We start from the raw sequence: 19,175 nt of genomic DNA, 5'->3' as shown, positions 1-19,175 counted from the left end.
TGACGTCCGTTTCTGGTGGAGGGTGTTAGCTCAGGCAATACTTCCGCTCAGGGTTATGAGGTGAACACTGGGCGGAAGCTGTAGAAGGTCTTATCCTCCGACCGAACAATAAAAAGTGTATTACCTCGATTGAGAAACGCTCACCTTAAGCGAACAACCTTGAACCCACGCCCATTTGGTACAGCATTACTACCAGCCGCCTCATCAGGTTGGCCTTTACCCGAGAAGTAGTCATAAACCAGAAACTTTGTGGAAACCTCATTCCCGATATTTGGAATGACTAACCGCATCTGCTTTTGTCCCAGGTAGAGGTAACGGGGCAAGGCTTTCTCGGCAAAATTTATTCTCTCTAACGTATGGCTAACCGGGTTTTTGCGTAAGACGACGCCCTTCAAATAGGGCGAGCCGTAGTTCATCGCAAATATCAAACTGGAAGAGGCGCACTTGGCTAAAGCTATTTCTCCCAAAAAGTCAGAGTTAGGCATGTCGGTAAATGCCGTTTCTATTTTTTGATCGAGTTCGACGAATAGCCGCTGACCCTCCGGAGTTGGCTCAGCCAACAAAGATATCCGCGTTCCGTCAGCCAAGGGGCAGCTGAGGATTGATTTGCTCGGTTGGCCGTCGCGGTCCCAGTGGAATTGCACTTTGACGCGACCGTATTCGTCGCAGTGGATTTCTTCGCCGGGCGGGCCGGTGACGATGGCGGTCTGGCTGCCGAGGACTTGCGGTTTCGGGTGTTCGAGGGCAGGGCGGTAGTGCGCATCCCAGGGCGTGGCGAGGAAGCGGTTGCGGTAGCCCTGATGGAAGTCGTCTTTGTTCTGGGTGACGTCGCTGGTGACGTTTTCGCCGAGCACTTGCGGCTGCTTGCCTTCGTGGACCACTTCCAGCAGCAGCCAGAGGTCGTTCCATTCGGCGCGCGGGTGTTCGCTCAGGGCCATGAAGTGGCCGCTGACCAGCGTCGGTTGATCGCCTTTGCCTTCCGCGAGTTTGTAGTCGCTGCGGTGGCGTTCGAGGGCGCGGGTTGCCAGTTGCTTGCCGCGGGCGCGGTCGGTGAAACGACCGGGGTAGTCGTAGTCTTCCAGGTCAGGCGCGAACGCACTGGAAGCGGCGCCTTCAGGAAGGATGCGTGGTTTTTCGAAGTCGTAATCGCGGCGGCCGACGCGGGTGGTGCGGGTTTCCAGGCGCAGGTTGAAGCGCTTGATCACCGGTGTCTCGGCGGCCATGCCCGAGTCTTGCTGATAGGCCACGGGCGCGAGTTTGCGGAATACGGTCTGGTCGTCGCCGAACACCAGTTTGTGGCCGCTGCTGCTGTGCTGGAAGTGGAAGTGGATGCCTTCCTCTTCGCACAGGCGCTGGATGAAATGCAGGTCGGATTCGTCGTACTGCACGCAGTAGACGCGCTCCGGGTAGATCGCACCGAGCTGGAAGCTGTAGGCGTCTGCCAGAATGCCTCGCGCTTCGAGTACCTGGGCGATGATCTTCGGCACCGTCAAATGCTGGAAGATCTGCTGGTCATGGTTATGCCGCAGATACGCGAGTTGCGGCACCAGGCTGATGCTGTAGCGGGTCAGGCTTTTGCCGGAGTCGCCTTGCTCGATGCGGTAAACCAGGCCGTGAATGATGCCTTTGCCGGTGGCGCCGAAGGTCAGGCAGCCGCGCTTGTGCAGCAATTCTTCGAGTTTCAGGTCGGGGCGGGTACTGACCAGTTCGATGTCAAAACAGAAGGGCTGATTGAGGGCTTCGCGACCGACGAAACCGAGTACCTGAAGGTCAACGGAAACGCCTTCCAGCGTGAGGGAAATATGGGTTGCGTTTGCGTCCAGCATGCCTTGAATTCCGTCCTTTGGATAAGCAGGAGCGGATGGTGCAGGATTAAACTGACTCGTTCAAGGCGCAAATGCCGTAGGCGATGGGGCGACCCGACATCGGGGAAACCCTTAATGGCGCGGTTTTGGCTAATGAATACAGGAGGTCTTCGGTTCTGTTGCGCCTTTTAGAATGCCTTCGCGAGCAAGCCCGCTCCCACAGTGGATCTACGCCGAACACAGTTTTTGTGCACGGCGTAGATCCACTGTGGGAGCGGGCTTGCTCGCGAAGAGTCCCTTGAATTCAACCCAATACTAACTGCTGCCGATACGGCAAATCCGGCCCGGTCTTGCTGCACGTCAGCGCCGCCGCCTGCACTGCAAACTTCAACATTCCGTCGATCTGCTCGCGCGCAAGTGATTGCACACCCTCGACCGAATCCAGCTGATGCTCGGTCAACCAGGTAATCAACGCCGCCTGGAACGTATCGCCAGCCCCCACCGTATCGGCGATTTTCACCGAGCGGGCCGGCACCGACCACGAACCATGGTTGCGGCTGAACACCGTCGCGCCCTCGCCGCCACGGGTCAGGAACACCAACTGACAGCGATGCTGCAGCCAGCCTTCGATCACACGCTGCGGATCCTGCTCGGGGTACAGCAGGCTCAAGTCCTCATCGCTGACTTTGATCAGGTCGGCCAGCTCCACCAACGTGGCAATTCGCGAACGCCAGAGTTCGATGTCCGGTTCAGGATTGAGCCGCACATTCGGGTCGAGACTGATCAGACGCTTGCCGCTTTCCCGCTGCACCAGGGCCAGCAGCGTGTCGGCAATCGGCTGCACCACCAGCGAGAACGAGCCGATGTGCAAGCCGCGCACCTCTGGCCGCAATTGCGGCAGATGCTCCGGTTTCAACTGCCGATCCGCGCAGCCTTCGCCACGGAAGCTGTAATGCGGCGAACCGTTGGCGCCGACTGCGACCATCGCCAGGGTGGTCGGTGCCGCGAAATCCACCAGGTAATCCGCACGCACACCTTCATCCTGCAGCAACTGCTGCAAGCGCCGGCCAAGGTAGTCGGTCGATAACCCGGCAAACAGTGCCGCGTCCACGCCCAAGCGGCGCAAACCGACCGCGACGTTGAACGGTGAGCCGCCGGCAATCGCCTTGAAATTCACTTTTGAAGCCACGCCGCTGGCGTCGTCTTCACTGAAAAAATCGAACAGCGCTTCGCCACACACCAGGTACATAGTTGTTCACTCTTTAAAGGGTTGCGACATGCTGTTGATAGCGTTCGTAGGCCTGCTGACAGGCCGCCACGTTTTCCGCGATCGGCAGGGTTTCACTGGCGAGATCGAGCTTCACGCAACGCTCGCACAGGTCCGCCTAGGCTGTTTTCGTGGCCGTTTGCCCAGGACTTGCACCACGCGGCCTGAATCGCCGCGCCGAGAGCGGCGGCTTCGCTTTGTTCGGTGCAGATCACCGGGGTATTCATGATGTCGGCGACGATCTGCCGCCATACCGGACTTTTCGAGCCGCCGCCGATCAGGCAGATGCGCTGGCTTTGTAAGCCATTCTGACGCAGCAGGTCCAGTCCGTAACGCAAACCGAAGGTCGTGCCTTCGACCACGGCGCGGCACAGGTTGGCTTGCGTCAGGTTCGTCATGGTCAAGCCCAGCAGGCTGCCGCTGGCGTGGGGCAGGGCGGGGACGCGTTCGCCGTTGAGAAACGGCAGCATGCACACGCCCTCGGCACCGATCGGCGCTTGTGCGACGAGAGTGTTGAATTGCGCGATATCCAGTTCGAACAAATCACGAATCACCCCGGTGGAGTTGGTCAGGTTCATGGTGCAGATCAGCGGCAGCCAGCCGCCGCGGGAGGAACAGAACGTCGCGACCGAAGCGTCCGGGCTGACGTTCGGTTGATCGGCGTACGCATACACCGTGCCTGACGAACCCAGGCTCATGGTGATCGCGCCGGGCTGGATGTTGCCGGTGCCAATGGCGCCCATCATGTTGTCGCCGCCACCGCTGGACACCAGCGCTTTGGGGTTGATGCCCAAGTGCTCGGCGATGCCCGGCAGGATTGTGCCGACCGCTTGATGGGCGTCGATCAGCTCCGGCAGCGCGGCTTGCAAGCGCCCGCTGGGGTCGATGTCGCGCAACAGCGGCAAGTCCCACTGGCGGGTGCGCACGTTGAAATAACCGGTGCCCGAGGCGTCGCCGTACTCGCTGCAACTGCGGCCGGTGAGCCAGTGGTCGAGGTAGTCGTGGAGCAAGAGGATGCTTTTACCGAAGGTTGCATCGTGCACTCCTTTTCTGCACCCGGTGGGGACAGAAGGACAGTTATTGTTTTTGTGTCTTCCTAGGCAGGAAGAATGTGCACTGATTACAGCCTTCAATTGCGGATGAGACAAATCATCCATCGCACTTGAATTGATACTATTTTGCACTGGAGTTAGAGGGGGGAGATGCAGGAACAGGCTTTGCAGGGGTGAGCGGGCATTGAATTTGTACAGGTTTTGAGGGTCTCTTCGCGGGCAAGCCTCGCTCCTACAAGGCATACGCGATACCAGTAGGAGCGAGGCTTGCCCGCGAAGGCATTCCAAAAATCACCACATGACCAACGCCTTCAACCCAGGTTTTGTTCAGTCAACCGCTGCACCGCCAACCGCCGATAGTGCGACGGCGTCATGCCTTTCAATTGCTGAAAACGCCGGTTGAAATTGGAAATATTGTTGAAGCCCGACTCTTCATGCCCAGGTGCTCGGCGACTTCCTCCAGAGACAGTTCACGGGCGTAGTGGGGCCAATTGCCAGGCAAATGAATCGTTCTGGCAACTCACCCAGACACCGACCAGTACGCCATGGTCCGGAGCTTTTATATCCATGCCGGCATTGTGGGCGCCAGGCCAGACAATTTCGCCCAATGTTAATTGATCGATATCGGTGATATTGCTCATCCATTCCTGTTTGTTGAACGTTGCTGTCGGGTTGTAAGTCATGGCATTTCCCGGTCAAGTCGGTTTTTTACTTCAATCCATTGAAATAATGTATTGCGCACTAGTGATCTAATCCCACGCCTGGCAACTGAGCTGCTTTGATGATGTTGGCGGCGCGGCAGTTGGCCACGAGATTTGACTCTTCAAAAAAATCCGCATTGATAATGTTGCATTTGAAGATCCAGTTGCCGATAGCGGGATCAAACCATCGATCAAGGTGTTTTTTGATGTCCACAGGGCCGCCGATGTGGCTATAGCTGGTCGCGGACAATGACCAGACCGCGTAGGGATCGGGAGCGAACGCCATCACCTTGCTGATGTGAGCCTCCAGTTGGCTGACGCTGGTGTCTGCAATTCCACTCCAGTTGTGCTTGACCAGCGAGAGAAACCAGTGTCGATCCAGTTGCGTGTGGTACTCGGCGGCGACCCACACCCGCTGGACGCGACTGAGTTTCTTCAGGTCGCCAAGGTTCAGGTATCGATTGCGGGCAGGAATGATCTGGTCGCCCAGATGCGTCAGCATGAAACGGTTGAACTCCTTGTAATCAAACGGCGTGTGAGTGGGTTTCAACTCATGGAAGTCCAGGAGAATGAACTCGTCAGGGTTCTCCTGAACAAAGCGTCGCACCTGCATGATCAGGTTTTCCAGAGACCGGGAGGACCGGTATCCGTTATGCTGAAACCAGAATGTTCCAACCCCGCGGGCGTCGACGGCGTATTCAATTCTCGCATCAAGCACTCGCGCTCCCTTTTGCAATTGCTCGTAAAAGGAGCAGTTCTGGCAAGCGGCCCAATGAGCAATTCCCGGTGCGCTGTAAGTGGCCTTTTTGTCTACACCGGCATTATGGGCGCCCGGCAGAATCAATTGGTTCAGGGATAATGAATCGATGCCCGGAGTAGCGGTCATCCAGCTATTGAGTGTGTAACGTTCAGAGGTCGGACTGTGCATGAAGGCTTCCTTGCCTGTATAGCGTTAGTTATCGGGCCAAGGCTTAAAAGTTGGCGCGTAGACACTATTTATAATCACAGAAAGATTGATATCCAAGGGTCGGCTTGATACAGAAAGTATCTCGCCGATAGGAGGAGGGTGTTATCAGATTGGAAGTTGTTCGACTGCCCGAAGTTACGAAGCCGCTGATGGATTACGGTTCTTGGCTTCAATCCATTGCGCCATGTACTGGGTACTTTTGTGTTGGTGATGACGCAGCATGCTGCCAGTAAAGTTATCCCGGCGAAGTTGTGTCAGATGTTGCTGGGTATGGATCAGTCTTTCGACCAGGGCCGGACCGTGAACCGCCTGCCGGTAACGCTCGGCCAATAGCACTTGCGCATCTGTCTGAGCGTTCTGCCAGTGCACCTTGTCGTTATAAAACTGCACGGCGCAATCGGCGAACTCACGCGCCGTGCGGGTCACCGCGCCGGGCCAGGTGCCTTGGCCCTGCATGCTTTCAGCACCGATAGGTGTGGTGACATTGGGTGTGCCACAGATCATCGCATCGACAATTTTGCCTTTGATGCCCGCACCGAAACGCAAAGGCGCCAGACACACCCGCGCCGCCGACATCACTTGCAACGCATCTTCTGCCCAGTTCAGCACATGGAAACCCTGGGCCGCATTGTGCAAGGCCGTCGCCTTGGGCGGCGTATAGGCCCCATAGATGTGCAGTTGCGCAGTGGGCAACTGCTCGCGAATCAGCGGCCAGATCGTGGTTTTCAGCCAGAGCACCGCATCCCAGTTGGGCGCATGGCGAAAGTTGCCGATATGGATAAAGTGCGCCCGTTCTTCGAATGGTGCGGGCGGGCTGTCGGGTACATCGACCATCAACGGGCACCAATGCAACAGATTGCGTGGCACTTTGAACTGCTCGACCAATAGCTCGATTTCCACTTCGGAAATCATCAGGTTCAGGTCGCAGCGATACAGTGCAGCGATCTCCCGTTTGGCCAGGTCGGTGCCGGCCATGAGTTCGAATTCTTCTCGCAAGGCTGGCGCGAACAGGTCGCTGAAATCATTGGCATCATCACTCTGTTTCAAATGCTGCTTGAGCCGCTGATGCCGGGCATCGCGCAGGCTCTGCAGGTCGGAAGTCTCAAGCACCCGAACCGCCTCCGGGCAGTGCTTTTCAACGCGCCAGCCGAATTGTTCTTCCATCATGAATTGTTCGAACAGCACGATATCCGGCGCCAGCTCGCTGACGAAAGTGTCGAAACTGCTGTTGTTCAGCTCGATCGGTACTTCGGTAATGCCCAGCACCGTCAGATCTGCCCGATGTTCGCCGCTGCGCGCCGGACTGCTGAACGTGATGTCCCAGCCTTGCTGCAGGAAGGTATCGAGGATCTGCATCATATGCCCGCCGGCCGCCGACGAAGCAGGCTCGGGCCAGACATAACCGATGACCAGGACTTTGGTGGCGCGGGGCTGGTTCATGCAGGGGGATACCTTGAAACGGGGCAGGGATAAAAGCGGGGCGCAATTAAACCACAGCCGGGCGATGGCTGAGCCCGTTTCAGCGCAGACTAGACGTTGTTCAGAATGCCTTTGACCTTGTCGCGCAACTGATCAATCGAGAAGGGTTTGCCGATCACATGCATTCCTGTGGGCACATCAATACTTTCGGCATAGCCGCTGGCGAACAGGATCGGCAATTCCGGGCGAACCATGCGTGCCTGTGTGGCCAATTCCCGGCCATCCATCACCGGCAATCCGACGTCGGTCATCATCAGATCAATGTACTGATCTTCATCGTTGAGAAACTCCAGCGCCTGTTCGCACCCGTCGGCCTCCAACACCTTGAATTCCAGCTCCTCGAGGACATCGACGATCAGCATGCGCACGATATCGTCGTCTTCGACGACCAGGATGATGGATTTTTCGGCGGACATAATGGGGCTCTCAAAAATTGAATTCGCGGTGACCGGTCGATCAAAAACGCCGGGCTCTAGCATGAGTAAGTGACGGAACCCGACAAGTTCCCAACCACGCCATAAAAAAGAATAGCCGCACAAGGGCCGGCAAGGATAACCGCTCCCTTGCGCCGGAGCAGCGGAATGTAGGATTTCGCGCAAAAACACGTCAGAAAAATGGATCAATGCGGCGCATTTGGGGCAAACTCCTTGGTTTTCAACAGTTCGACAAGGCCTCCCCATGACCACCGTGTCTTCGGTTGATGAACAACGATTTCGTAAACTCCTGAGCCGCAACGTCAGTCTGCCGTTGGGCGTTGGCGTGGTCAGTGCGGTGTTCTTTGTCTCGTTGATCACTTATCTGTTGTCGGTGATCCAGTGGGTCGAACACACCGACCGGGTGATCAATAACGCCAATGAAGCGGTGAAGCTGACCGTTGATCTGGAAACCGGCATGCGCGGCTTTCTGCTCAGCGGCGACGAGAAATTCCTCGAACCCTACGAAACCGCCCGGCCAAGAGTCGCGGTAGCGGTCAACACCTTGCTCGAACTGACCGCGGACAATCCGGTGCAAACGGACCGCTTGCAACGGCTCCAGGCTTTGCAGGATGAGTGGGGCACGTACGCGCAGAGCCTGATCGACTTGCAGCGTGCGAGTGGCGATTACCGCAGCGTGGTCAAGGCCGGGCGGGGCAAGCGCCTGACCGATGAGATCCGCAAGCAATTCGAAGACGTGATTGAGATGGAGCAGCAGTTACGCATTACGCGCAATGAGGACGTGCGCCGCACCACGATCTGGAGCATCAGCCTCTATCTGTTGTTTATCCTCGGTATCAGCGCATTGCTGGCTTACATTGGCCGCCGTGATTTGCTCAACCTGTCGCAAAGTTACAGCGCCACGCTCGCCGCGCAACAAGCCAGTGCCCGGCGCCTGGAGCAGCAGGCCTGGCTGCGCAATGGCCAGACCGAACTGGCCGAGCAGGTACTGGGGCAACTGTCGCTTAATATGCTCGGTCGCAACATTTTGCAGTTTTGTGCGCAATACCTGGGCACGGCCGTCGCGGCTGTTTATGTGCGTGAAGAACATGGCGGCCTCAAGCGGATTGCCTCTTACGGTTTTTCCCGCGAGCAGGAAGAGCGCGATCAACAGATTTACAGCGATGAAGGGATTGTTGGCCAGGTGGCGCAACAGGCGCGCTTGATCCGCCTCGACAACGTACCGAGCGATTACTTCAAGGTCACCTCCGGGCTTGGCGAAGGACTGCCGCACAGCGTTCTGGTCGTGCCGACCAGCGACGATGATCGGGTCAACGGTGTGATCGAGCTGGGCTTCCTGCGCCCGCTCAACGATCGTGACGTCGAACTGCTCGAACTGATTGCCGGCAATATCGGCACGTCCATCGAAGCCGCGCGCTATCGCCAACGTTTGCAGGAAGTGCTGGCTGAAACCCAGCAGCTCAATGAAGAGCTGCAGGTCCAGCAGGAAGAACTCAAGACCGCCAACGAAGAGCTTGAAGAACAATCAAGGATTCTCAAGGAATCCCAGGCTCATCTGGAAACCCAGCAGGTCGAGCTGGAGCAGACCAACGAACAGCTCGCCGATCAGGCACAGATCCTCGCCGAGCAACGCGATGCCATGGACCTGAAGAACACCGAACTCAATCAGGTCCAGACGCAGCTCGAAGAGCGCGCCGAAGAGTTGCAGCGCTCCAGCAAGTACAAATCCGAGTTCCTCGCCAACATGTCCCACGAACTGCGCACGCCGCTGAACAGTTCGTTGATCCTGGCCAAGCTGCTGGCGGAAAACCCCCAGGAAAACCTCAGTGCCGAGCAGGTCAAGTTCGCCGAGTCGATCTATTCGGCCGGTAACGATCTGCTGAACCTGATCAACGACATCCTCGACATTTCCAAGGTCGAGGCCGGCAAGCTTGAGATGCGTCCGGAGAACACCAGCGTCGCGCGTCTCGTGGACGGTTTGCGTGGGATGTTCCAGCCCATGGCTACGGACAAGAAACTGGATTTCCAGGTGGATCTGCAGCCCGGCGCGCCGATGATGATCTTCACCGACCGTCAGCGCCTGGAGCAGGTGCTCAAGAATCTGCTGTCCAACGCGGTGAAGTTCACCGAAAAGGGCACGGTCAGTCTGACCGTCGCCAGTCAACCAGGCGAGGGTATTGCGTTCATCGTCCGCGACTCCGGGATCGGCATTGCGGCGGATCACCAGGAAAGTATCTTCGAGGCGTTCCGTCAGGCCGATGGCACTACCAATCGTCGTTATGGCGGCACGGGCCTGGGCTTGTCGATTTCCCGTGACCTGGCGGCCTTGCTCGGCGGTTCCATCAGCGTCACCAGCGAGCCGGGGCAGGGCAGTGTGTTTACCCTGGTCTTGCCGCAGCAGTACGTTGAGCCGGGCGACACGCCGGTCGAACCGATGAAATCCTCACCGGTGCTCATGACGCCGAAAGTGGCACCCGCTGCGCTTGTGCCGCTGATTGCCGACGTCGATATCCCGCGCTTCAACGATGACCGCACGAATACGCCGTTCGCGACTCGCTGCATTCTGGTGATCGAGGACGAGCCGAACTTCGCGCGCATTCTCTACGACCTGGCGCACGAACTGGGTTATCAGTGCCTGGTGGCCCATGGCGCCGACGAAGGGTACGACCTGGCCAGGGAATACATTCCCGACGCGATCCTTTTGGACATGCGTCTGCCGGACCACTCGGGTCTGACCGTGCTGCAACGCCTGAAGGAGCACGCGGAAACCCGGCACATTCCGGTGCACGTCATCTCGGTCGAGGACCGCGTCGAAGCCGCCATGCACATGGGCGCGATCGGTTACGCGGTCAAGCCGACCACCCGCGAAGAGCTCAAGGACGTGTTTGCCCGTCTTGAAGCCAAGCTGACCCAGAAGGTCAAGCGCGTGCTGTTGGTCGAAGACGACGATCTGCAGCGTGACAGCATTGCCCGGTTGATCGGCGACGAGGACATCGAAATCACCGCCGTCGGCCTGGCGCAGGATGCGCTGAACCTCCTGCGCACGACGATTTTCGACTGCATGATCATCGACCTGAAACTGCCGGACATGCTCGGTAACGACCTGCTCAAGCGCATGTCCACCGAGGATATCTGCTCGTTCCCGCCGGTGATCGTCTACACCGGGCGCAACCTGACCCGCGACGAAGAGGCCGAGCTGCGCAAGTATTCGCGCTCGATCATCATCAAGGGCGCGCGCTCGCCGGAGCGGTTGCTGGATGAGGTCACACTCTTTCTGCACAAAGTCGAATCGCGGTTGTCCCATGAACGGCAGACGATGCTCAAGACCGCGCGCAGCCGCGACAAGGTCTTCGAGGGTCGCAAAGTGCTGCTGGTGGACGACGATGTACGCAACATCTTCGCCCTCACCAGCGCGCTGGAGCAAAAGGGTGCAGTCGTGGTCATTGGCCGTAACGGTCGTGAAGCGATTGAAAGACTGAATGAAGTGGAGGACATCGATCTGGTGTTGATGGACGTGATGATGCCGGAGATGGACGGTTACGAGGCGACGAGCCTGATCCGGCAGGATCCGCGCTGGCGCAAGCTGCCGATCATTGCGGTGACGGCCAAAGCCATGAAGGACGATCAGGAGCGCTGCCTGCAGGCTGGCTCCAACGATTACCTGGCCAAGCCTATCGACCTGGATCGATTGTTCTCGCTGATTCGCGTGTGGTTGCCGAAGATGGAACGCATTTAGTGGAACGCATTTATCCCGTGGAACGAAACAGCGAAATCGAATTGCGGTTGTTGATCGAGGCGATCTACCTCAAATACAGCTACGACTTTCGCGATTATTCCGGCGCGTCGATCAAGCGTCGCGTCCACCACGCGTTGAGCCAGTTCGAGTGCGCCACCATTTCGGCGCTGCAAGAGAAGGTGCTGCACGATCCAGCGGCATTCATGCAACTGCTGCAATTGCTGACGATCCCGGTCAGCGAGATGTTCCGCGACCCGTCGCACTTCCTGTCGATCCGTCAGGAAGTGGTGCCGCTGCTCAAGACCTATCCCTCGATCAAGATCTGGATCGCCGGTTGCAGCACCGGTGAAGAGGTCTATTCGATGGCGATCCTGCTGCGCGAAGAAGGCTTGCTCGATCGCACCATCATCTACGCCACCGACATCAATCCGCGTTCGCTGGACAAGGCCAAACAGGGGATTTTCTCCATGGAGAATGTCCGCGCCTACACTCATAACTACCAGCAGGCGGGTGGTCAACGTTCATTCGCTGACTACTACACGGCGGCGTACGGCTACGCGATTTTCGACAAGAGTCTGTGTGAGAACGTAACCTTCGCCGACCACAGCCTGGCAACCGACAGTGTCTTTTCAGAAACCCAATTAATTTCGTGTCGTAACGTTTTGATTTATTTCAATAAAAAACTTCAGGATCGAGCGTTCGGATTGTTCCACGAATCCCTTTGCCATCGTGGATTTCTGGTGCTGGGCAGCAAGGAAACCCCGGATTTTTCGGCTTTCGGCAGCCAGTTCGAGCCCTTGGTCAAACAAGAACGGATCTACCGAAAATCATGAACAGCGCAGCGCAGTTGCCTTCAGTGGAGGCTATCGTGATCGGTGCTTCAGCCGGCGGCGTCGAGGCGTTGCTGAGTCTCCTCAGCCCGCTGCGCGAAGGCTTCGTGCTGCCGATCATTGTGGTGCTGCACCTGCCCGATGCGCGTCGCAGTCACCTGGCCGACGTGTTTGCCCGACGCGTGGCCATGCGTGTTCAGGAAGCCCGTGACAAAACGCCGGTCGAAGCGGGAACGCTGTATTTCGCAGCGTCTGGCTATCACTTGTCGGTGGAGCAGGACCGTACCTTTTCCCTGAGCCTGGAAGACCGCGTGCATTATTCGCGGCCTGCCATCGACTACCTGTTCTCGTCCGCCGCGGATGCTTATGGCCCGACCCTGGCCGCCGTGCTGTTGACCGGTGCCAACCGCGATGGCGCGAGTGGCCTGGCCCAGGTCAAGCAGCGTGGCGGCCTGACCATCGTGCAGGACCCGGACGAAGCCCAGGTCGCGACCATGCCCCTGGCGGCGCTGGATATCCACCAGCCGGACCATATTCTCCCTATCCACGGCATCGGCCGTCTGCTTGTCGAGCTGGAACGAATAGCATGCTAAGTAACATCCAAGCCAAACTGCTGATCGTCGACGATCTGCCGGAGAACCTGTTGGCGCTTGAAGCGCTGATCAAGCGTGAAGACCGCATGGTCTACAAAGCCTTGTCCGCCGACGAAGCCTTGTCGCTGCTGTTGCAGCACGAATTCGCCTTGGCCATTCTCGACGTCCAGATGCCCGGGATGAATGGCTTCGAGCTGGCCGAATTGATGCGTGGCACGGAAAAAACCAAGAACATCCCGATTGTGTTCGTCAGTGCCGCCGGCCGTGAACTGAACTATGCGTTCAAAGGCTACGAAAGCGGCGCTGTCGACTTCCTGCACAAGCCGCTGGATATCCACGCGGTCAAGAGCAAGGTCAACGTGTTCGTCGATCTGTTCCGCCAGAGCAAGGCCATGAAGCAACAGGTCGAAGCGCTGGAGCAGAGCCGCCGGGAACAGGAAGCGCTGCTTAAACAGTTGCAGAGTACCCAGCTGGAACTGGAGCAGGCAGTACGCATGCGCGATGACTTCATGTCCATCGTCGCCCACGAAGTGCGCACGCCTCTCAACGGCCTGATCCTCGAAACCCAGCTGCGCAAGATGCACCTGGCCCGGGACAACGCGGCGGCGTTCACCCTGGACAAGATGAACGCGATGGTCGACCGCGACGAACGGCAGATCAAAAGCCTGATCCGCCTGATCGAGGACATGCTGGATGTATCGCGGATTCGCACCGGCAAGTTGTCGATCCGGCCGACACGCTTCGATCTGTCGGCGTTGGTGCGCAACTTGCTTCAGAATTTCGCCCCGCAGATCGTTGCCGCCGAATCCTCGGTGACCCTGGACGCCGAGCATCCGGTGCTGGGCAACTGGGATGAATTTCGCATTGAACAGGTGATTTCCAACCTGCTGACCAACGCGTTGCGTTACGGCGCCAAGAGTCCGATCAGCGTGAAGGTGTACAGTGAGCACGATCAGGCGCTGGTGGAAGTGCGCGATCAGGGGATCGGCATTGAAGAGGAAAACCAGAAGCGTATCTTCCAGCAGTTCGAAAGGGTTTCGGCCAAACATGCCGTCGCCGGGCTGGGCCTGGGGTTGTTTATTTCAGAACAGATCGTGACCGCCCATGGCGGTTCCATAACCGTCGAGAGCCGGATTGGCGAAGGCGCCTTGTTTCGCGTTTGTCTGCCGCTGTAGGAAAACAGCCGGATAAACGCAACCTCTGATCGACCCCGGGGTCGTATCAGCAGCTATTGACCGAACAAAGGCTTCCCATGAGTGAAGATGCACAAGACGTCGTATTGATCGTCGAAGATGACCCCTCGATTCTGATGGTGCTGTCGGCCTATCTGTCGGGTGAGGGCTACCGGGTGCTGCAGGCTGAAAACGGCGAGCAGGCCTTCGAGATTCTGGCGAGCAAGCCGCACCTGGACATGATGATCACCGATTTCCGTCTGCCGGGCGGGATCTCTGGCGTGCAGATCGCCGAGCCCGCGGTGAAGCTGCGGCCGGAACTCAAGGTGATTTTCATCAGTGGCTACCCACAGGAAATCCGCGAGACCGACAGCCCGATCACGCGCAAGGCACCGATTCTGGGCAAGCCGTTTGACCTGGATGTGTTGCAGGAACTGATGCAGGACATGCTGTCGTAAGCAGCGGCATGTGGGCAATGCCACCGTGTAGGAGCGAGGCTTGCCCGCGAAGGCATCCGTGAGACCGATGCAAATCTAAGGGCTTCTTCGCGGGCAAGCCTCGCTCCTACAGGGTACGGGGGCGCGTCATATTCGGATCATCTCCCGCACCTTCGCCGTCAACAGGTCGAAGGTAAACGGCTTGGTGATCATCTGCATGCCCGGATCAAGGAACCCACCCCGCACCGCTGCATGTTCGGCATAACCCGTAATGAACAACACCTTGAGATCAGGCCGGAACTGCCGGCCTATTTCCGCCAGTTGACGACCGTTCATGCCGGGTAGCCCGACGTCGCTGATCATCAGGTCGATACGTTGCCCGGAATCCAGAATCGGCACCGCGCTGTCGGCATCGCTGGCCTCGACGAAGGCATAACCCAGGTCGCTCAGCACGGTACTGACCAGCACTCGCACCGCTGGATCATCCTCGACGATCAGCACCGTTTCGCCGTTCAGCGCGAACAGGGCGTGCTGCACGTCCGACGGACAATCCTGAGGCAGGTCGCCACTGAAACGCGGCAGAAACAGACTCACCGTAGTGCCTTCGCCCACTTCACTGTGAATGGCGACGTGCCCGCGTGATTGTTTGCTGAAACCGTAGATCATCGACAAACCAAGGCCGGTGCCCTGGCCGATCGGCTTGGTGGTGAAAAACGGGTCGAAGGCGCGGTTGATCGTGCTTTGCGGCATCCCGCACCCGGTGTCTGAAACGCTGAGCACCACATAGTCGCCGGGTTCAAGGTTGCTGTGGGCGTCTGTGAAATCACGGTCCAGATGCTGATTGCCGGTGCTGACTACCAGATTTCCACCGTCGGGCATGGCATCCCGCGCATTGATCACCAGATTGAGCAGGGCGCTTTCCAGTTGATTGGGATCGGCCTCGGCCACCCACAGTTGCTCGTTGAGCTGCATGTCCAGGTGAATGCTTTCATTGATACTGCGCTGCAGCAGTTCACCCATGGACACTACCAGGGTGTTCATCTCCACGGGTTTGGAGTCCAGCGACTGCCGGCGGGAAAACGCCAGCAAACGGTGAGTCAGGCCTGCTGCGCGGTTGGCCGACGTCACGCCCAGATCGATCAGGCTGTCCAGATCATCGGTGCGTCCGCGTGCCAGGCGCCGGCGTAACAGTTCCAGGCTGCCGATGATCCCGGTCAGCATGTTGTTGAAGTCGTGAGCAATACCGCCCGTGAGCTGGCCGACCGCTTCCATTTTCTGCGATTGGCGCAGGGCTTCTTCGTTGTGACGTAACTGTGCGGTGCGTTCCTCGACCTGCTGTTCCAGGGTTTCGAGGGTGGTTTGCAGACGCAGTTCGCTTTGACTGAGATCGATCAGCCGATCCCTGGCTTCATACTGTCGGCGTCGGCCGCGCAAGGCGGTGGTCACCAGACTGATCAACGTCACGGGATGAAAAGGGCGCTCAAGGAAAGTGACATTGCCCAGTTGCGGGCCGAAGCGCGAGGCCGGGTTTTGTTCCGGGCCGCCATGGTAGGTCATCAGCACGATGGGCAGGTCGGACCATGCGGGCTGGTGCTCGATCAGACGGAACAGCGGTTCGAGGTCGCTGCCCAGCAACGCCTCGGAGGAGATCAACAGCAACCCGGCGCCTTGCTCCAGCTCGGCGCACAGGCCGATCAGGTCCCGGGTGATGACTCCTTCGTAACCCGCTTCGTTAAGCATCATCAATGCAATCTGGCTGTCACGTCCCAGCGGCGCGAGAATGATCGCGCGCTCGGTCGTCGCTTGCCGCACCGTCACGGGTTTTTATCCTCGAGCAACGGTTGGCTTTCACCCATGTACGTCGGAACGCCGCGCAATACACCCTGAAACGCGTTCAGTGGTTCGCCGATGGTCATGCCCTTTTGATTGATAAGGTATTCGCGGATGGTCGTTTCATGGCTGCCGGTGCGTTTCTTGATGACCGAAATCGCCCGCCGAACCTGACCCAGCGCTTCGAAGTAGCGCAGCAGGATGACCGTATCGGCCAGATAAGTAATGTCGACCGGCGCTTGCATGTCACCGACCAGCCCGTGTTGGGCGACGGTCATGAAGGTCGCGGCGCCTCGGCGATTGAGGTACAGCAGCAATTCATGCATGTGCAACACCAAGGCGTTTTCTTCCGGCATTGCTGCCTGGTAGCCGTTGATGCTGTCGATGACCACGGTCTTGATTTCGAGCTCGTCGACGCAGCGACGGACCCGGTGGGAAAACTCGCCGGGGGACAATTCTGCAGCGTCCACTTGTTCGATCAGCAGATTGCCGGTGGCTTGCAGGGCCTGCAAGTCGATGCCCATGTTGTTCATGCGCTCAAACAGCAAGCCGAGCTCTTCATCGAAAATGAACAGTGCGGCTTTTTCTCCACGCGCCACGGCAGCCGCGGCGAAAATCATCGTGATCAGCGATTTGCCGGTTCCGGACGGACCAAGAATCAAGGTGCTGGAGCCGGTCTCGATGCCGCCGCCGAGCAGGGCGTCCATTTCGTTAATGCCGCTGGTGAGTTGGCTGCGCACGTACTTGCCACGATGTTCGGCCGCGACCAGGCGCGGGAATACGTGTACGCCGTCGCCCATGATCGTGAAGTCGTGAAAACCGCCGCGGTACTTTTGTCCGCGGTACTTCACCACGCGGATACGCCGACGCTCGGCGCCGTAGTTGGGGTTCAGCTCTTCAAGACGAATCACACCGTGGGCCACGCTGTGCACGGTTTTGTCGAGGGCTTCGGTGGTCAGGTCATCCAGCAGTAGCACCGTCGCGTCATAGCGCACGAAGTAGTGTTTGATCGCGAGGATCTGGCGGCGGTAGCGCAGGGAGCTTTGGGCCAGCAGCCGGATTTCGGAAAGGCTGTCGAGCACCACGCGGGTGGGCTTGATCCGTTCGACCACTTCGAAAATCTGCCGGGTAGCTTCACCCAGTTCGAGATCGGAGGAATACAGGAGGCTCTGCTGGTGCTCGGCATTGAGCAGGCTTTCCGGAGGGGTCAGCTCAAAGATGTGAATGTTTTCATCCAGCTCCCAGCCGTGGGACAACGCGCCTTGGCGCAGTTCGCGTTCGGTTTCGGACAGGGTGATGTACAACGAGCGCTCGCCGGCAGTGGCGCCGGCCAACAGAAAATGCAAAGCGACGGTGGTTTTGCCGGTACCGGGTTCGCCCTCGAGCAAAAAAACATGCCCGCGGGACAATCCACCGGCCAGGATGTCATCCAGACCTTCGATGCCGGTGGCGGCTTTTGTACTGAAGAACTCGTTAGATGTAGACAAAAAATGCCCTCTCATGACTAGGGGAAGCGAGGCAGCAGGCCTGAATTGCCTGAATGGACTGCCTGTTCACTTGACCATTGGCCGTGATGGGGGTTCCAACGTTTTGCGTAGATCTTGCGGGCCTCTTCGCAGGCAAGCCAGGCCCTACAGAATCGGGAGACCATCATTCCGGTGAACGACGCAACATTGTAGGAGCGAGCTTGCTCGCGATGGACTCAAGAGCGCCGTGTTTAGCCAGTAGACACGCGTTTTCGTTAAAGACCATCGCGAGCAATCGAGCGTCGACCGGCTGCTCCTACAGTGCATCACCTCGGCGTTTTTAAAGACCTTGCTGCAAGGCCGGGTCATCGGGGTTGAGTTGTTCCAGTTGCGCCAACAGAATCTGCACGTTTTGCAGCTGCCCGCTTTCTTTCCAGTAGTTGATCAACAGGACCCGGGCCTTGCGGTCGGCGGGGTGGCGCTGGACGATCTCCTGCAATTGTTTCTGCGCCGCTTCCAGCTCTTGTTCGTCGTGCAGCGTGGTCGCCAGGTCGTAGCGATAATCCTTGTTGTCCGGTTCAAGTTCCACGGCTTTGGACAAGCCGAGCAGGGCGAACTCACTCTGACCGTGGTGCAGCAACCACATCCCCAGGGCATGTTGCAGGTACGCGGAATCGGGCTGGGCCTTCAACTGTTTGGCCAACAGCAGCCGGGCAGCTTCGCTTTGGCCCTGTTTGTCCAGCACTTCGATTTTCATGACCAGCGCGGGCAGATTGTGGGGGGCCAGGCGCAAGGTGTTTTCAAGCGCCAGTTGCGCTGCCTTGTACTCGCCATTGTGCAGATGCAACCGGGCCAGTTGGTACTGGTTGTCTGCGCTTTCAGGTGCATGGGTGAGCACCTGTTCCCATGCATCGATGGCCTGCTGCAACGGTCCGAAATACAAACCCAGGTCGTCCGGGGACAGCCCCAGCAATGCGTTCACCGCGGCAAGCCGGACACGTTGTTCGCTGTCATCAAGCAACGGGCCCAGCAACAGACTGCGTTGGCCGCTGGGAACCAGCCCGCTGATGCTTCTGATGGCGGCGATGCGTACATCGGGCGAGGGGTGTTGCAGGTCGGCGTCCGCCAGTTTCAGGGCCTGAGGGCTGGGATAGTTGGGCAGCTCGGCATGCAGCCAGACGCGGCGTTTGGGGGAAATGTCGGGACGCCCCAGTTGCTGATAAAGGACCCGCGCCGCGCCCGGTTGACCGGCCCGCGCCTGCGTCAGTGCTTCGCTGTAACCACGCCTGATCGCTTCCGGCACCACGGGGGTCGTGCTGCGCAGGAAAAGCCAGGCAAGACCGATGGCAAACAGGATGCAGAGGCTGATGATCAGGTAACGGCGGGACTGGGGCATGCAGTAATCC

Annotated in this window: 14 protein-coding genes and 2 pseudogenes; 5 read left to right on the top strand and 11 right to left on the bottom strand. The window is 58.4% G+C overall.

What is annotated here, in order from left to right; translation table 11 throughout:
• Positions 1-140: 140 nt before the first annotated feature.
• From tssI to ACA073_RS14590, 8 genes and pseudogenes are all read right to left on the bottom strand, one after another.
• Entirely contained in the window at positions 141-1,826 is a 1,686-nt protein-coding gene (gene tssI / locus ACA073_RS14625) for a type VI secretion system tip protein TssI/VgrG (protein ID WP_497397157.1), read from the bottom strand.
• A gap of 283 nt (positions 1,827-2,109) precedes the next feature.
• Entirely contained in the window at positions 2,110-3,054 is a 945-nt protein-coding gene (locus tag ACA073_RS14620; protein ID WP_497397155.1) for a carbohydrate kinase family protein, read from the bottom strand.
• Between the two features lie 13 nt (positions 3,055-3,067).
• Positions 3,068-4,088, bottom strand: a pseudogene (gene xylB, locus ACA073_RS14615) (xylulokinase); the annotation flags it as partial.
• A 347-nt stretch (positions 4,089-4,435) separates the two neighbouring features.
• Positions 4,436-4,555, bottom strand: a pseudogene (locus tag ACA073_RS14610) (AraC family transcriptional regulator); the annotation flags it as partial.
• A 39-nt stretch (positions 4,556-4,594) separates the two neighbouring features.
• The gene (locus ACA073_RS14605) at positions 4,595-4,807 is read right to left on the bottom strand and encodes a hypothetical protein (protein ID WP_497397153.1); all 213 of its coding nucleotides are present in this window, start codon (positions 4,805-4,807) and stop codon (positions 4,595-4,597) included.
• A 58-nt stretch (positions 4,808-4,865) separates the two neighbouring features.
• The gene (locus tag ACA073_RS14600; RefSeq protein WP_497397151.1) at positions 4,866-5,753 is read right to left on the bottom strand and encodes a phosphatidylinositol-specific phospholipase C domain-containing protein; all 888 of its coding nucleotides are present in this window, start codon (positions 5,751-5,753) and stop codon (positions 4,866-4,868) included.
• Between the two features lie 174 nt (positions 5,754-5,927).
• Entirely contained in the window at positions 5,928-7,232 is a 1,305-nt protein-coding gene (locus ACA073_RS14595) for a glycosyltransferase (RefSeq protein WP_497397149.1), read from the bottom strand.
• A gap of 89 nt (positions 7,233-7,321) precedes the next feature.
• On the bottom strand, positions 7,322-7,687 hold the full coding sequence (locus tag ACA073_RS14590; protein WP_497397147.1) for a response regulator: 366 nt from the start codon (positions 7,685-7,687) through the stop codon (positions 7,322-7,324).
• A gap of 262 nt (positions 7,688-7,949) precedes the next feature.
• Here ACA073_RS14590 and ACA073_RS14585 point away from each other — a divergent pair, with 262 nt between their 5' ends.
• The 5 genes from ACA073_RS14585 (at position 7,950) to ACA073_RS14565 (ending at position 14,494) form a co-directional block, all read left to right on the top strand.
• The gene (locus tag ACA073_RS14585) at positions 7,950-11,441 is read left to right on the top strand and encodes a response regulator (RefSeq protein ID WP_497397145.1); all 3,492 of its coding nucleotides are present in this window, start codon (positions 7,950-7,952) and stop codon (positions 11,439-11,441) included.
• Positions 11,441-12,274: a CheR family methyltransferase gene (locus ACA073_RS14580; protein ID WP_497397143.1), complete on the top strand. Its 834-nt coding sequence runs from the start codon at positions 11,441-11,443 to the stop codon at positions 12,272-12,274. Before ACA073_RS14585 ends, ACA073_RS14580 begins: the two co-directional genes overlap by 1 nt.
• Positions 12,271-12,864 (top strand): chemotaxis protein CheB, encoded by a 594-nt coding sequence (locus ACA073_RS14575; RefSeq protein ID WP_497397141.1) that lies wholly within the window; start codon positions 12,271-12,273, stop codon positions 12,862-12,864. Before ACA073_RS14580 ends, ACA073_RS14575 begins: the two co-directional genes overlap by 4 nt.
• Positions 12,858-14,039, top strand: coding sequence for a hybrid sensor histidine kinase/response regulator (locus tag ACA073_RS14570; RefSeq protein ID WP_497397139.1), 1,182 nt, complete (start codon positions 12,858-12,860; stop codon positions 14,037-14,039). The genes ACA073_RS14575 and ACA073_RS14570 overlap by 7 nt, the downstream gene beginning before the upstream one ends.
• Positions 14,040-14,116: 77 nt before the next feature.
• Positions 14,117-14,494 (top strand): response regulator, encoded by a 378-nt coding sequence (locus tag ACA073_RS14565; RefSeq protein WP_010460444.1) that lies wholly within the window; start codon positions 14,117-14,119, stop codon positions 14,492-14,494.
• Positions 14,495-14,620: 126 nt separating this feature from the next.
• On the opposite strand, the gene ACA073_RS14560 is transcribed toward ACA073_RS14565, so the two are convergent.
• The 3 genes from ACA073_RS14560 to ACA073_RS14550 form a co-directional block, all read right to left on the bottom strand.
• Entirely contained in the window at positions 14,621-16,291 is a 1,671-nt protein-coding gene (locus ACA073_RS14560) for a response regulator (RefSeq protein ID WP_497397137.1), read from the bottom strand.
• Complete coding sequence (locus tag ACA073_RS14555; RefSeq protein ID WP_497397135.1) at positions 16,288-17,790, bottom strand: ATPase domain-containing protein; 1,503 nt, start codon at positions 17,788-17,790, stop codon at positions 16,288-16,290. The genes ACA073_RS14560 and ACA073_RS14555 overlap by 4 nt, the downstream gene beginning before the upstream one ends.
• Positions 17,791-18,109: 319 nt before the next feature.
• Positions 18,110-19,165, bottom strand: coding sequence for a tetratricopeptide repeat protein (locus ACA073_RS14550; RefSeq protein WP_497397133.1), 1,056 nt, complete (start codon positions 19,163-19,165; stop codon positions 18,110-18,112).
• Positions 19,166-19,175 lie beyond the last annotated feature (10 nt).

The sequence above is a fragment of the Pseudomonas sp. LBUM1670 genome (assembly GCF_059695695.1).
The sequence above is the reverse complement of the archived record's forward strand: the minus strand, read 5'-3'. Positions and strand labels throughout refer to the sequence as shown.

What these genes read in the sequence shown, in the direction of transcription:
- tssI (WP_497397157.1), bottom strand. Translation starts at nt 1,826, where the DNA reads ATGCTGGACGCAAACGCAACCCATATTTCCCTCACGCTGGAAGGCGTT.
- ACA073_RS14620 (WP_497397155.1), bottom strand. Translation starts at nt 3,054, where the DNA reads ATGTACCTGGTGTGTGGCGAAGCGCTGTTCGATTTTTTCAGTGAAGAC.
- ACA073_RS14605 (WP_497397153.1), bottom strand. Translation starts at nt 4,807, where the DNA reads ATGACTTACAACCCGACAGCAACGTTCAACAAACAGGAATGGATGAGC.
- ACA073_RS14600 (WP_497397151.1), bottom strand. Translation starts at nt 5,753, where the DNA reads ATGCACAGTCCGACCTCTGAACGTTACACACTCAATAGCTGGATGACC.
- ACA073_RS14595 (WP_497397149.1), bottom strand. Translation starts at nt 7,232, where the DNA reads ATGAACCAGCCCCGCGCCACCAAAGTCCTGGTCATCGGTTATGTCTGG.
- ACA073_RS14590 (WP_497397147.1), bottom strand. Translation starts at nt 7,687, where the DNA reads ATGTCCGCCGAAAAATCCATCATCCTGGTCGTCGAAGACGACGATATC.
- ACA073_RS14585 (WP_497397145.1), top strand. Translation starts at nt 7,950, where the DNA reads ATGACCACCGTGTCTTCGGTTGATGAACAACGATTTCGTAAACTCCTG.
- ACA073_RS14575 (WP_497397141.1), top strand. Translation starts at nt 12,271, where the DNA reads ATGAACAGCGCAGCGCAGTTGCCTTCAGTGGAGGCTATCGTGATCGGT.
- ACA073_RS14570 (WP_497397139.1), top strand. Translation starts at nt 12,858, where the DNA reads ATGCTAAGTAACATCCAAGCCAAACTGCTGATCGTCGACGATCTGCCG.
- ACA073_RS14565 (WP_010460444.1), top strand. Translation starts at nt 14,117, where the DNA reads ATGAGTGAAGATGCACAAGACGTCGTATTGATCGTCGAAGATGACCCC.
- ACA073_RS14550 (WP_497397133.1), bottom strand. Translation starts at nt 19,165, where the DNA reads ATGCCCCAGTCCCGCCGTTACCTGATCATCAGCCTCTGCATCCTGTTT.